At 69.0% G+C, this 13170-nt stretch carries 15 protein-coding genes; 6 read left to right on the top strand and 9 right to left on the bottom strand.

Annotated elements, in window-relative coordinates; genetic code table 11:
- Nucleotides 1-25 precede the first annotated feature (25 nt).
- Entirely contained in the window at nt 26-763 is a 738-nt protein-coding gene (locus ACMVO5_RS10255; protein WP_416907417.1) for a double zinc ribbon domain-containing protein, read from the bottom strand.
- A 46-nt stretch (nt 764-809) separates the two neighbouring features.
- Here ACMVO5_RS10255 and ACMVO5_RS10250 point away from each other — a divergent pair, with 46 nt between their 5' ends.
- Nucleotides 810-1610, top strand: a complete 801-nt coding sequence (locus ACMVO5_RS10250; RefSeq protein ID WP_416907416.1) for a class I SAM-dependent methyltransferase — start codon at nt 810-812, stop codon at nt 1608-1610.
- Between the two features lie 251 nt (nt 1611-1861).
- On the opposite strand, the gene hemW is transcribed toward ACMVO5_RS10250, so the two are convergent.
- From hemW to rph, 3 genes are read right to left on the bottom strand one after another with little or no spacing between them, the layout of a single operon-like run.
- Nucleotides 1862-3001, bottom strand: a complete 1140-nt coding sequence (hemW, locus tag ACMVO5_RS10245) for a radical SAM family heme chaperone HemW (RefSeq protein WP_416907415.1) — start codon at nt 2999-3001, stop codon at nt 1862-1864.
- Nucleotides 3001-3603: an RdgB/HAM1 family non-canonical purine NTP pyrophosphatase gene (gene rdgB, locus ACMVO5_RS10240; RefSeq protein ID WP_416907414.1), complete on the bottom strand. Its 603-nt coding sequence runs from the start codon at nt 3601-3603 to the stop codon at nt 3001-3003. Before rdgB ends, hemW begins: the two co-directional genes overlap by 1 nt.
- A complete protein-coding gene (gene rph / locus ACMVO5_RS10235; RefSeq protein WP_416907413.1) occupies nt 3603-4322 on the bottom strand; it encodes a ribonuclease PH in 720 nt (239 codons plus the stop codon). Before rph ends, rdgB begins: the two co-directional genes overlap by 1 nt.
- Before the next feature lie 88 nt (nt 4323-4410).
- Between rph and hrcA the strand changes: the two genes are divergently transcribed.
- The 3 genes from hrcA to ACMVO5_RS10220 are packed head-to-tail and all read left to right on the top strand — an operon-like array spanning nt 4411 to nt 6589.
- The gene (hrcA, locus tag ACMVO5_RS10230; protein ID WP_416907412.1) at nt 4411-5460 is read left to right on the top strand and encodes a heat-inducible transcriptional repressor HrcA; all 1050 of its coding nucleotides are present in this window, start codon (nt 4411-4413) and stop codon (nt 5458-5460) included.
- Entirely contained in the window at nt 5457-5993 is a 537-nt protein-coding gene (locus tag ACMVO5_RS10225) for a nucleotide exchange factor GrpE (RefSeq protein ID WP_416907411.1), read from the top strand. Before hrcA ends, ACMVO5_RS10225 begins: the two co-directional genes overlap by 4 nt.
- Before the next feature lie 53 nt (nt 5994-6046).
- Nucleotides 6047-6589, top strand: a complete 543-nt coding sequence (locus ACMVO5_RS10220) for a cytochrome b (RefSeq protein ID WP_416907410.1) — start codon at nt 6047-6049, stop codon at nt 6587-6589.
- On the opposite strand, the gene ACMVO5_RS10215 is transcribed toward ACMVO5_RS10220, so the two are convergent.
- Nucleotides 6549-6803 (bottom strand): hypothetical protein, encoded by a 255-nt coding sequence (locus ACMVO5_RS10215; protein ID WP_416907409.1) that lies wholly within the window; start codon nt 6801-6803, stop codon nt 6549-6551. The genes ACMVO5_RS10220 and ACMVO5_RS10215 overlap by 41 nt on opposite strands.
- Nucleotides 6804-6885: 82 nt before the next feature.
- On the opposite strand from ACMVO5_RS10215, the gene ACMVO5_RS10210 reads away from it, so the two are divergent.
- Nucleotides 6886-7311, top strand: coding sequence for a hypothetical protein (locus tag ACMVO5_RS10210; RefSeq protein ID WP_416907408.1), 426 nt, complete (start codon nt 6886-6888; stop codon nt 7309-7311).
- On the opposite strand, the gene ACMVO5_RS10205 is transcribed toward ACMVO5_RS10210, so the two are convergent.
- Nucleotides 7308-7997 carry a DJ-1/PfpI family protein gene (locus ACMVO5_RS10205; RefSeq protein ID WP_416907407.1) on the bottom strand — a complete coding sequence of 230 codons (690 nt, stop codon included), beginning with the start codon at nt 7995-7997 and terminating at the stop codon, nt 7308-7310. The genes ACMVO5_RS10210 and ACMVO5_RS10205 overlap by 4 nt on opposite strands.
- A gap of 105 nt (nt 7998-8102) precedes the next feature.
- On the opposite strand from ACMVO5_RS10205, the gene ACMVO5_RS10200 reads away from it, so the two are divergent.
- Nucleotides 8103-10007: a potassium transporter Kup gene (locus tag ACMVO5_RS10200; RefSeq protein ID WP_416907406.1), complete on the top strand. Its 1905-nt coding sequence runs from the start codon at nt 8103-8105 to the stop codon at nt 10005-10007.
- A 253-nt stretch (nt 10008-10260) separates the two neighbouring features.
- Here ACMVO5_RS10200 and ACMVO5_RS10195 read toward each other — a convergent pair whose 3' ends face one another.
- The 3 genes from ACMVO5_RS10195 to ACMVO5_RS10185 are packed head-to-tail and all read right to left on the bottom strand — an operon-like array spanning nt 10261 to nt 13164.
- On the bottom strand, nt 10261-11034 hold the full coding sequence (locus ACMVO5_RS10195; RefSeq protein ID WP_416907405.1) for an enoyl-CoA hydratase: 774 nt from the start codon (nt 11032-11034) through the stop codon (nt 10261-10263).
- A complete protein-coding gene (locus tag ACMVO5_RS10190; protein WP_416907404.1) occupies nt 11031-11984 on the bottom strand; it encodes a cation diffusion facilitator family transporter in 954 nt (317 codons plus the stop codon). Before ACMVO5_RS10190 ends, ACMVO5_RS10195 begins: the two co-directional genes overlap by 4 nt.
- A 31-nt stretch (nt 11985-12015) precedes the next feature.
- Nucleotides 12016-13164 carry a saccharopine dehydrogenase family protein gene (locus tag ACMVO5_RS10185; protein ID WP_416907403.1) on the bottom strand — a complete coding sequence of 383 codons (1149 nt, stop codon included), beginning with the start codon at nt 13162-13164 and terminating at the stop codon, nt 12016-12018.
- Between the last annotated feature and the right edge of the window lie 6 nt (nt 13165-13170).

The following is a 13170-nucleotide window of genomic DNA, read 5'->3' as shown; positions in this document are numbered from 1 at the left end:
CTCCTTGGGGGCGGCCCCTTAGCCCCTATGCACTCTCCCCTTCGCGCACGACGCGCGCAAAGGTCAAGACATCCACCGTCGCAGCGCCGGCGGCGAGCAGCGCCTTGGTGCAGGCCGCAGCGGTGGCGCCGCTGGTCAGAACATCATCGACCAGCACCACGGCGCGGCCCGAAACGACTGCGGGATCGGCCACGCGGAAGGCGCCGCGCACATTGGCGGCACGCGCGGCTGCGCCCAGCCCGACGCTGGGCAATGTGGCGCGCACGCGCACCAACCCGTCAATGCTGAGCGCCGCCCCGCTGCCCCGCGCCAGCGCGCGGGCCAGCAGCAGCGCCTGATTGAAGCCGCGCCGCCACAGCCGCCAGCGGTGCAGCGGGACGGGGACGAGGAGCACGCCCGGCGCCAGCATGTCCGCCCCTGCGCGCGCCATCATTGATGCCATCATGGGCGCGAGCTGGGGCTTGTCGGCGAGCTTGAAGCGCAAGAGCGCGGTGCGCGCCGCGCCGTCATAGACCAAGGCCGCCCGCGCCCGGCGCCACGGCGGCGGCTCGGCCAGACAGGCGCCGCAGCGGGCCGCCGGCCCCTGATCATGGACGAAGGGCACGCCGCAACAGGCGCATTGGGGCGCTGCGACAAAGCGCAGGCCCGACCAGCAATCGACGCAGAACCGGCCATCGCCGTCAACGATCACCCCGCAGGCCGGGCAGCGCGGCGGCAGCACCAGATCAAAGGCGGCAGCAAGAGGCGAGATGGTCACGCCCATGAGTTTACGCCTTTTCGCGCGCGCCGCCATCGCCTAGGCCAAGCTCATGGACCCGCATGCGCCCTTCAGCCGCGACCGCCGCAAGCGGCTGCACGCGCGCGCGCAAGCGAGCTTCGCCGCCGCCGACTTTTTGCACCGCGCCATGGCCGAGGAAACGCGCGCGCGCATCGAGGCGCTCGGCCGCAACTTCCCGCGCGTGCTCGACCTTGGCGGACCCGCACCGGCCTGGCCCGGCGCGACCCGCCTCTCACTCTCGCCTGAAGCCGGACCCACCATCATCGGCGAGGAAGACCGGCTGCCCTTTGCCGAGGCCAGCTTCGACCTGATCATCAGCATCGCGGGACTCGCCTCGCTCTCCGACCTGCCCGGCGCCCTCGTGCAGGCGCGCCGCGCACTCGCCCCCGACGGGCTGTTCGCCGCCTGCATCGCCGGCGGCCTGACACTGGGCGAATTGCGCGAAGACCTGATCCTCGCTGAATCAACACTTCTGGGCCGCGCCGCCGCGCGCATCGCGCCCATGGTGGAAGCCCAGGCCGCCGCCGGGCTGCTCAGCCGCGCCGGCTTCGTCATGCCCGTGGCCGACAGCGAACGCCTGAGCGTGCGATACCCCTCGCTCGACCGGCTGCTCGCCGACCTGACCGCCATGGGCGCCCGCTCGCCGCTGGCCCATGTTTCGCCCCTGCGCCGCGATGTGCTGAACGACGTGCGCCGCCGCTTCGCCGCCCGCGCCGAGAGCGACGGCAAGACCGCCGTGACTATCGACCTCGTTCACATGGCCGGATGGGCACCCGGGTCGGCGCCGGGACTGGACAGCGAACTGGCGCGGGCGATCACGCGGGCGATCTGAGGAGGGCGTGTGGGGGGTCTCCGGCGGGCGAGAAGGGCCTCCGGCGGCTGGGGCCTCAGGCCCCAGACCCCATTAGTTGGAATGGGATGCACTTTGAGAGAGTAGCGCCTGCGCGTAGCGCTTTATGGCCTGCGGCGCTGGGCTTGGGGGGAACGGACTCGCTTAGGCGGGGAATTTTGCGCGGTTCCACTGATGGGGTCTGGGGCCTGAGGCCCCAGCCGCCGGAGGCCCTTCTCACCCGCCGGAGGCCCCTAAAGCGCGATCTCGCGGAGGACGGCGTCGACGAGGGGTTGGCCGGCGGGGGTGAGGTGGATGCCGTCGGCGTTGGTGACGAGCAGGCCCTGAGCGGCGAGGCGGGTGGTGCGTTCGGGGTGGAGGGCGGCTTCGAGGGGGGTGTTGGTCTGGCGTTCGAACTGGTGTCGGTTGATGCCGGTGGCGAGGCGGAGGCCCATGACGAGGGCTTCGGTGGCGCGTTCGGCGGGGGTGAGGGGGGTGTCGGTATCGAGGCCATGGCCGTGGGTGTGGACGGCGCGGAGCCAGTTTTCGGGTTTGCGGGCGCGGGTTGAGGCCCGGGCGAGGCGGCGGCCGTGGGCGCCGGGGCCGATGCCGATGTAATCGCCGTAGGTCCAGTATTGGAGGTTGTGGCGGGCTTCCATGCCGGGGCGGGCGAGGTTGGAGACTTCATAGGCGTGGAGGCCGGCCTCAAGGGCGCGGGCGCGGGTGAGGCTGAAGAGGTCGGCGGAGGTATCGGGGTCGGGCAGGGTGAGTTCGCCGCGGCGGAACATTGTGGCGAAGCGGGTGCCGGGTTCGATGGTGAGCTGGTAGAGCGAGATGTGGCTGGTGCCGAAGGCGAGGGCGCGGGCGAGTTCGGCCTCCCATGCGGGCACGGTCATGCCGGGGCGATCGTAGATGAGATCGAAGCTGACGCGGGGGAAATGGGCCTGGGCGATGTCGAGCGCGGCGAGGCCTTCGGCGAGGTTGTGGGGGCGGCCGAGCAGGCGGAGCGCGTCATCATCAAGGGCTTGCAGGCCGAGCGAGAGGCGGTTGACGCCGGCGGCGGCGAAGGCGGCGAAGCGGCTGGCTTCGACGGAGGAGGGGTTGGCTTCGAGGGTGATTTCGAGGGGCTGGTGGGACGGCCAGTGCGCCTGCGCGGCGGCGATGAGGGCGGCGACGGTTTCGGGCGGCATCAGCGAGGGGGTGCCGCCGCCGAAGAAGATGCTGGTGAGCTGATGGCCGGGGGTAAGGGCGGCTTCATGGGCGAGATCGGCGAGCAGGGCGGCGCGCCAGGCCGCGTCATCGACCTCGGCGCGGACGTGGCTGTTGAAGTCGCAATAGGGGCATTTGGTGACGCAGAAGGGCCAGTGGATATAGAGGGCGAGGGTTTCGCGCATCAGGGCTGGAGTGGCGGCAGCAGGGGGGTGAGCTGGGCGAAGGCGCGGGCGCGGTGATTGTCGGCCTCTTTGACGTGGCGGGGGACTTCGCCGTAGGTCTGGGTCTGGCCGGCCATGACGAACATGGGATCATAGCCGAAGCCGTTTTGCCCGCGCGGGGGCCAGACGAGGCTGCCATCGACGCGGCCTTCGACGGTTTCGGTGTGGCCGTCGGGCCAGGCGAGGCTGAGGGCGCAGATGAAATGGGCGGTGCGCGGGGCGTCCTCGCCGAGTTCGGCGTGGACGCGGGCCATGGCGAGGTTGAAGTCTTTTTGCGGGCCGCCCCAGCGCGCCGAATAGAGGCCGGGCGCGCCGCCCAGCGCATCGACGCAGAGGCCGGAATCGTCAGCGAGCGCGGGCAGGCCGCTGGCGCGGGCGGCGGCGAGCGCCTTCAGTTCGGCATTGGCCTTGAAGGTGAGGCCGGTTTCTTCAGGCTCGGGCAGGCCGAGCTCGCCGGCGGAGACGACCTGGAGGCCACGCGGGGCCATGAGTTCGGCGAGCTCGGTGACCTTGCCGGGATTGTGGGTGGCGAGCACCAGCCGGCCTGTTTCGAGACGGCGCATCAGGCCCGTCCTGTGGCGACCAGCTGGGCGTTGAAGACCTCGGCGCAGCCGATGCGGGCGAGGCGGAGCATGCGCAGCAGCGTTTCCTCGTCATAGGGTGCGCCTTCGGCGGTGGCTTGCAGCTCGACCATGCCGCCATCACCGGTGAGGACGAAATTGGCGTCGGTATCGGCGCCGGAATCCTCGATATAGTCGAGATCGAGGACGGGGGTGCCTTGCCAGACGCCGCAGGAGATGGCGGCGACCTGCTGGGCGAGCGGATCGGTGGCGAAGGGGGCCGTTTTGTGGATGGTGTCGAGGGCGAGGCGGAGCGCCACCCAGGCGCCCGAGATGCTGGCGGTGCGGGTGCCGCCGTCAGCCTGGATGACGTCGCAATCGAGGGTGATCTGGCGTTCGCCGAGTGCTGTGAGATTGGTGACGGCGCGCAGGGACCGGCCGATGAGGCGCTGGATTTCCTGCGTGCGGCCCGATTGCTTGCCCTTGGCGGCTTCGCGGCTGCCGCGGGTGTGGGTGGCGCGGGGCAGCATGCCATATTCAGCCGTGACCCAGCCCTTGCCCTGACCGCGCAGGAAAGGGGGGACACGCTCTTCGACGCTGGCGGTGACGAGGACATGGGTCTGGCCGAACTTGACGAGGCAGGAGCCTTCGGCATGGGCGGAGAAGCCGGGGATCATCTCGATGTCCCGCATCTGGTCGGGGGCGCGGCCGGAGGGGCGCATGGGCATTGTCCTTTGTTGCTGTCGAGGGGTTCGCCTAGCGGGTTGCGCCGCGCGTGACAATCGCAGGCAGGCGTCCTATTGAGGAGCCATGCAATCCCCATCGGTGGCCGAACTGACCGACCGCGCGCGCGAGGTGTTTCGCCAGATCGTCGATTCCTATCTGGAGACCGGTGTGCCGGTGGGCAGCCGCACGCTTTCAAGGCAATCGAGCCTGGGGCTGTCTCCGGCGTCGATTCGCAATGTGATGCAGGACCTGGAGGAGCTGGGGCTGCTGGCGGCGCCGCATACCTCGGCGGGGCGGCTGCCGACCGAGATTGGCCTCAGGATGTTCATTGACGGGATGATGCAGGCGGCCGAGCCGAGCCCGGAGGAGCGCACCGCGATTGATGCCAGCCTGCGGCGCGGGCTGGAGGCGGGGCACAATATCGAGGATGTGCTGGGCGAGACGAGCGCAATTCTTTCAGGGCTTTCACGCTGCGCCAGCCTGGTGATGGTGCCGCGCACCGACCCGGTGATCCGGCAGCTGAGCTTTGTGCCGCTGGGGCCGCGCCGGGCCATGGCGATATTGGTGGGGGCGGACGGCAGCGTGGAGAACCGGGTGGTGACGCTGCCCGAGGACTTGCCGCCGACCGCGCTGGAGGCGGCGGCGCATTACATCAACCAGCATCTGGCCGGGCAGACGCTGGCCGAGGCGCGCACGGCGCTGGCGGCCGAGATCGAGCGCAGCCGCAGCACATTGGATGCGCTGACCGCGGAAGCCGTGTCGGCGGGGCTGGCGGTATGGTCGGCGGACGGGGCGCAGCGGCCGGTGCTGATCGTGCGCGGGCAGGCGCAGCTGGTGGAGCCATCGGTGGATCCGGAGCGGATCCGCCAGCTGTTGGGCGAGCTGGAGGACAAGCAGGAGCTGGTGCGGCTGCTCGACATGGCGCGCGAGGGCGAGGCGACGCGGATCTTCATCGGCGCCGAGAGCCAGCTGTTTTCGCTGTCGGGCTCGTCGGTGATTGCCGCCCCCTATCGCGGCGGCAGCGGCCGGGTGATCGGGGTTGTGGGGGTGATCGGGCCGACGAGGTTGAACTACGCGCGTGTCATCCCCATGGTAGATTATACCGCGAAATCTTTGAGCAGGCTTGTTGCATGACCGATATGGAAACGCCCGAGAACGACGCCCCCGAAAGCCCGGACACCGGCGAGGACACGGCACAGGTGCCTGATCTTGCTGCCGAACTGGCGGCGCGGGATGAGGAGATTGCGGCCTTGAAGGACAAGGCGATGCGCGCGGCGGCGGAACTGGAGAATACGCGGCGGCGCCTCGAGCGCGAAAAGGCCGACGCCAGCAGCTATGCGATGACCGGCTTTGCCCGCGACCTGCTGGCGGTGGCCGACAATCTGCGCCGCGCGCTTGAGGCGTTGCCGACCGCCGGTGTGGACGGGGTGAAAGGCGGGATCGAGGCGACCGAGCGCGAGCTGATTGCCATCTTTGCCCGGCACGGGATCAGCCGGATCGATGCGGACGGGCAGAAGCTCGACCCGAACCGGCACCAGGCGATGCTGGAGGTGCCGAGCGCGGATGTGGCGCCGGGGACGGTGGTGGCGACGCTGCAGGCGGGCTGGACGATCAAGGACCGGCTGCTGCGCCCGGCGATGGTGAGCGTGGCCAAAGCTGCGGAGTAAGGGGCGGCCGATTCTGTCAGGCTGGGGACAGATTGGGCGACCATGTTCGGGGCATGAACAGCATTTCGCCTGCCCGCTACAATCGGCTCTCCATCATTCTGCACTGGGGCATGCTGCTGCTGATGGCGGCGACCTATGCTGCGATCGAGCTGCGCACCTTCTTTCCCAAGGGCACGGAGACGCGCGAGGATTTCAAGACCTTTCACTTCATGCTCGGGCTGACCGTGCTGCTGCTGGTGCTGATCCGGATCGTGGTGCGGCTGTGCACCAGCGCGCCGCCGATCACACCGCCGCCGCCTGTTTGGCAGCGGCGCGCTGGCGGGGTGGCGCATCTGGCGCTTTATGCGCTGATGCTGGGCATGCCGCTGGGCGGCTGGCTGATCCTGAGCGCCTCGGGAGCGACGATTCCCTTCTGGGGGCTGGAGCTGCCGGCGCTGATTGGCCCGGACAAGGCGCTGGCCGGGCAGATCAAGGAGATTCATGAGACTGTGGGCACCATCGGCTATTGGCTGATCGGGCTGCATGCCGCCGCCGCGCTGATGCACCATTATCTGCTCAAGGACGATACGCTCCGCCGGATGTGGATTCGCGGCTAGAGCGGTCCTTTCGCTCTGCCTGACGATCGATGAGACGGCCGACGACCCAGCCGCCGATGGCGAGGCTGACCATGCCGGCGGGGCCGAGCGCGCGGGCGACATAGGGGAGCGCCAGACCCATGGCGATGCCGGCCGGGCCGCTGGCGCCGCCGACCATGCCGGCCACGCGCTTGTTGGCCAGCTTGGTGACGGTGCGGGTGATCGGTCCCATCATGTGCGTCTCCCTTGCGCTTCATATTGGCATGGGGGCGGGGATTTTCCAGCGGCTGGTGCGATATTGGCGTAATGAGGCGGGGATGAAGCCGGCAGCTCCGATTATTGCGCTGAAGGCCTGGGCGCTGGCCGAGGTGGTGATGGCGGCGGTTTATGCCGGCGCGTGGCGCGCCTTGCGCTTTGGCGAGATGGCGGCGCGGCAGGCGGCGCTGATCGGCGCGCTGGAAATGGCCTATCTCCTGGTGTTTCTGCTGGCCGCGCTGCTGGGCCTGCGCTGGTGGCTGGGGGCGCGGCAGCCGCGCAGCGCCGGCCTTGGCTGGGCGGTGCTGGTTTACAGCCTGGCCAGCATCGCCAGCTTTGCCGCGTGGGAGCGGGCGGAGACGCTGGCCGAGGTGCGCGCGCTTCATGCGCTCGATGCGGGGGTTTCGCTGCTCGGACTGTGGCCGGCGCTGGCGATGGTGGCGCTGATTCGGGAGACCGAGGCGCGGCGCGGCGCCGAGCGCTTCTAGCGCAGCCCGGCCTGACCGGCGGCGATGGCGGCGATGTCTGCCTCACGCGCGGCCAGCCGGTCGGCCATGGCGGCCCGCACCTGCGCGAGGATCTCGGGCCGGGCGGTGGCCGGCGTGCCGCCGGCAAGCGGGGCGGGGTCATATTCAAGGGCCAGCTGCACCGCTTCGGCCACATCACGGCCGTGCAGCACCTCGATGACGTGGAAGGCGAAATCGATGCCCGAGGTGACGCCGCCGGCGGTGATGCGGTCACGGTCGATGACCACGCGCTCGGCCACGAATTCGGCGCCGAACAGCGACAGCTGGTGGCCGGACGCCCAGTAGCAGCCCGCCCGGTAACCTTCGAGCAGGCCGGCGGCGGCGAGAATCAGCGAGCCGGTGCAGACGCTGGTGATGAGCCGGGCATGGGGGGCGCGGGTGCGCAGCCAGTTCAGCACCGCCGCGTCGCGCATCACCGGGGCGACCGGCGCACCACCGGGGACGCAGATCATGTCGAGCGGTGGGCAGCTTTCGAGCGTGTGGGTAGGCAGGAGCGCGAGGCCGCAGTCGCTCATGACCGGATCAAGCGTTTTCCAGACATAATGGAGCTGGGCGCCGGGCATGCGGCTGAGGACTTGCGCCGGGCCGGTCATGTCGAGCTGGGTCAAGCCGTCCCAGAGCAGGAAGCCGATATGGAAGGGTTGCATGGCCAAGGCTCCGCTGGAGGTCCGGGCCGTGCTACCATGCTGCATTGCGACACAACAGGGGCTGTGCTACCGGCCAGCGTCTGAAAACGCGGGACCCGTGACCTCATGTCGAGCGACCCGGCGGCGGCGGCCACGCTGCCAGCCCCCCACCCCCATAAGGACGGTGTTCCCAAGCTCGCCATCGGTGCGCTGGGCGTGGTCTTTGGCGATATCGGCACCAGCCCGCTCTATGCCTTCAAGGAAACCTTTGTCGGCCATCATCCGATGCCGGTCGACCAGCTGCATATCTTTGGCGTGGTGTCGCTGATCTTCTGGTCGATCATCCTGGTGGTGGCGGTCAAATATGTGTCGATCATCATGCGCGCCGATAACCGTGGCGAAGGCGGCAGCCTGGCGCTGCTGGCGCTGATCTCGCGGCTGACGCCGGACCAGCGGCGCTCCTCCTATCTGGCGCTGCTGGGCGTGATGGCGACCGCGCTGTTCTTTGGCGATGCGCTGATCACGCCGGCGATGACCGTGATGTCGGCGGTGGAGGGGCTGACCGTGGTCGAGGACCAGCTTTCGCCGCTGGTGGTGCCGATCGCCATCGGCATATTGGTGGCGCTGTTCATCATGCAGACGCGGGGCACGGCGCGGGTGGGCGCGGTGTTTGGCCCGGTGATGCTGGTCTATTTCGGCACGCTGGCGACGCTGGGGGTGACGGGCCTCGTCAACCGGCCCGACATGCTGTTCGCGCTCAACCCTTACTGGGCGGCGATGTTCATTGCCGACAACCCGCCAGTGGCCTTTTTCGCGCTCGGCTCGATCGTGCTCGCCGTGACCGGGGCCGAAGCGCTTTATGCCGACATGGGCCATTTCGGGCGCGGGCCGATCCGGCTGAGCTGGATGTGGATCGTGCTGCCGGCGCTGATGCTCAACTACCTCGGGCAAGGCGCGCTGCTGCTCGACACGCCACTGGCGGCCGAAAACCCCTTCTTCCTGATGGCGCCCGAGGCGCTGCGGCTGCCACTGGTGGGGCTGGCGACGCTTGCTGCCATCATCGCGAGCCAGGCGGTGATCACCGGCACCTTCTCGGTGACGCGCCAGGCCATTCAGCTCGGCTTCCTGCCGCGCCTGCGCATCACCCACACCAGCGCCTCGGCCGAAGGACAGGTGTTCATCCCGGTGGTCAACTGGACGCTGGCCATCCTCGTCGTGCTGCTCGTGCTCGGCTTCAAATCCTCCTCCAACCTCGCCGCCGCCTATGGCATCGCGGTGACCGGCACGATGCTGATCGACACGCTGCTGCTCGGCGTGCTGCTGCTGACCGTGTGGCGCTGGAACCGCTGGCTCGCCGTGCCGCTGCTCGCCGTGTTCCTGCTCATCGACGGCGTCTATTTCGCCTCCAACCTGACCAAGGTGCCCGACGGCGGCTGGTTCCCGCTCGTCGTGGGCGCCATCGGCTTCACCATGCTCACCACATGGTCACGCGGGCGCCGCCTGATGCAGGAACGGCTGCGCGAAAGCGCGCTGCCGATCGAAGTGTTCATCAAATCCGCCAGCAGCGCCGCCGTGCGCGTGCCCGGCACCGCCGTGTTCATGACCTCATCCCCCACCGGCGTGCCACCCGCCCTCCTCCACAACCTCAAGCACAACAAGGTGCTGCACGAACGCATCATGATCCTCACCGTCGTCGTCGACGACGTGCCCTTCGTCTCGGACGAAGACCGCATCGGCACACTCGAACTCGGCTCGGACTTCTACCGCATCATCATCCGCTACGGCTTCATGGACGAAATCGACCTGCCCGACGCGCTCAAACGCGTCGAAAACTGCGGGCCGAAACTGAAAATGATGGAAACCAGCTTCTTCCTGTCGCGCCAGACCCTGCTGACCTCCGACAACCCGGGAATGGCCGTGTGGCGCGAAGTGCTGTTCAGCTGGATGATGCGCAACGCCGAAAGCGCGATGGACTTCTTCAAATTGCCGACGAACCGCGTGGTGGAATTGGGGTCGCAGGTGGAGATCTGAAGGGCCTCCGGCGGGGGAGAAGGGCCTCCGGCGGCTGGGGCCTTGGGCCCCAGACCCCATTTGTTGTTTTGGGACAAGACGTCTGAGGGCAGCGCTTGCGCGTAGCGCTTTATAGCCTGCGGCGCTGGGCTTGGGGGGAACGGAGTCGCTTAGGCCCCGGATCAAGTCCGGGGCGACGGAAATTATGCGATGCGCCACTAATGGGGTCTGGGGCCTAAGGCCCCAGCCGCCGGAGGCCCTTGCTGACGACCCCTCAGCGACCCGTAAACGCGCCCGGGCGTTTTTCGATGAAGGCGGCCATGCCTTCGCTTTGATCTTCGGAGCCGAAGAGGCTGTGGAAGAGGCGGCGTTCGAGCTGGATGCCGGTGGTCAGCGTGGTTTCGAAGGCGGCGTTGACGGCTTCCTTGGTGGCGATGGCCGCCAGCGGGGCCATGGCGGCGATCTGGGTGGCGGTTTTGAGGGCTTCGTCGATGAGGTCGGCCTGGGGGACGGTGCGGGCGACGAGGCCGGCGCGTTCGGCCTCGGCGGCGTCCATCATGCGGCCGGTGAGGCACATGTCCATGGCCTTGGCCTTGCCGATGGCGCGGACGAGGCGCTGGGAGCCGCCCATGCCGGGCATGACGGCGAGCTTGATTTCGGGCTGGCCGAATTTGGCGCTGTCGGCGGCGATGATGACGTCGGCCATCATGGCGAGTTCGCAGCCGCCGCCGAGGGCGAAGCCGGAGACGGCGGCGATCCAGGGTTTGCGGCAGGCGGTGATGCGGTCATAGCCGGCGAAGAAATTGCTGCCGTACATGTCGGCGAAGGACTGGCTGGCCATTTCCTTGATGTCCGCCCCCGCGGCAAAGGCCTTTTCGGAGCCGGTGAGGACGAGGCAGCGCTGGGAGGCGTCAGCCTCATAGGCGGCGAAGGCGTGGATGAGATCGGCGAGGACGGCGGAGTTGAGCGCGTTGAGCGCCTGTGGGCGATTGAGGCGGATGAGGGTGACGGCGCCGTGCTGCTCGGTGAGGATGGTTTCGTATGTCATGCTGGCTCCTGGAATGCGGCTTCGACGGGACAGGGGGCGGGGCAGGCCTCGAGGCCATCTTCGATCTGGAAGGTGGCGTGGCCGATGCCGAAATCATGGGCCATGGCGCGGGCCATGGTGCCGAGGGCGGCATCACCGGGATGGCCGCCGGGCATGACGACATGGGCGGTCATGGCGACCTGATTGGTGGTGATGGGCCAGATGTGGAGATCATGGACGGCAGCGACGCCGGGCAGGGCGAGGAGCGACGCGCGGACGCGCAAGGGGTCGATTTGCGGGGGCACCCCGTCAAGGGCGGCGGCGACGGACTGTTTGAGCAGGCCCCAGGTGGCGCGCAGGATGAGGGCGACGACGAGGAGGCTGATGACGGGATCGATCCAATGCCAGTCGGTGAGGAGGATGAGGAGGCCGGCGGCGACGACGGCGGCGGAGATGGCGGCGTCGGCCATCATGTGGAGATAGGCGCCGCGCTGGTTGAGGTCGGTTTTCTGGCCGCGGACGAAGAGCAGCGCGGTACCGACATTGATGAGGACGCCGATGCCGGCGACGAGCATGACGACATCTCCCGGCACATCGGCGGGGGTGCTGAGGCGGCGCAGCGCCTCGACGAGGATGGCGCCGCAGGCGACGAGCAGGATCATGGCGTTGGCGAGTGCGGCGAGGATGGTGGAGCGGCCCAGCCCGAAGGTGAAGCGCGGGCTGGCCGGTCGGGCGGCGAGGGTGGCGGCGCCCCAGGCGAGGCCGAGGCCGAGCACATCGGAGAGATTGTGGCCGGCGTCTGCGAGCAGCGCGACCGAGCCGGTGGCGAGGCCGGCGGCGACTTCGGCGGCGACATAGGCGAGATTGAGGGCGATGCCGAAACCAAAGGCCGGGCCGGCGCCCTTGAGCGCGGCGGCGGCATCATGGGCGTGATGATCATGCCCATGGTCGTGAGGGTGGTGGCCTGCCATGGCGGCTCTCTAGCAGAGCGCAGGGTGGGCGTCAGCCGCTGGTTTCGGGGGTGAAGCTGAGGCCGGCGTTTTGGGACAGGCGCTGGATGAGGCGCGCGCCCAGCGCGGCGCCGGGCACCCAGATGCCGCCTTTCACATCGGGCGCATCGAGCAGGCAAAGCGCGGTTTCGGCGATGAGCTTGGAGGTGCTGCCATAGCCGGGATCACGGTCGCCGTGGACGCGGGCGCGGACCTGCCGGCCATCGGCGGCGACGGCGACGAAGAACAGGTCGTAATAGCCGGCCTCGCGCTCTTCGCGGCTTGGGCCTTCGCCGGGCTTGGGCGTGTCTTCGGCGGCGAGGCTGGGGAATTCGGACTGTTTGCCGGGTGCGACAATGGCCATTTCCTCATATTGGAAATCGGCGCCGTAAGCGGTGTTTTGCAGCCAGTTGGAGCGGTGGACGTTCTTGGTGTTGATGATGGCCATGCCGAAGGGGCCGACATCGGCGCCGATGATCTCATCGTGGAAGGGCTTGGTGCCGCGCGGCTGGTCGGCGCCCTTGAAGCCGGGGGTGAGGGCGAAGGGATCGAACAGCAGCGCCATCAGCGAGGGGTCGGCCTGGACGGCGGCCATGGTGGCGCGGCCGCTGGCGGCGGTGCCGCCGGACAGCGTGCCGCGCATGTCGCGCACGCGGCCGAGCACGCGCGGGGCGGGCTGGCCCAGATGCTGGCGGGCGAGACTCTGGACGTAGAGGACGCCGAGCTCGAAGGGGATGGAATCGAAGCCGCAGGAGAAGAGGATGCGCGCGCCGCTGGTGCGGGCGGCGTCGTCATATTTGGCGATCATGGCCGCCATCCACAGCGGCTCGCCGGCGAGATCGAGATAATCGGTGCCTTCGGCCACGCAGGCGGCGACCAGCGGCTCCCCGTAGAGCTGATAGGGGCCGACGGTGGTGATGACGGCGCGGGTGCGGGCGGCCATGGCGGTGAGCGAGGCGGGATCATCGGCATCGGCGACGAGGAGGGGCAGGCTTTCGGGGGCGCCAATGTCGGCACGGACTTCCGCGAGCTTGGCGGCGCTGCGGCCGGCCATGGCCCAGCGGACGGGGCCGGCGGTGCCGTAGCGGGCCAGCAGGTGCTCGGCGACGAGGCGGCCGGTGAAGCCGGTGGCGCCGTAGACGATGATGTCGAAGTCGCGCATTGTTGG

Origin of the sequence: Polymorphobacter sp., assembly GCF_048007885.1 — a bacterium.
GTDB lineage: Bacteria > Pseudomonadota > Alphaproteobacteria > Sphingomonadales > Sphingomonadaceae > Sandarakinorhabdus.
This window is presented reverse-complemented; position numbering and strand designations above follow the sequence as displayed.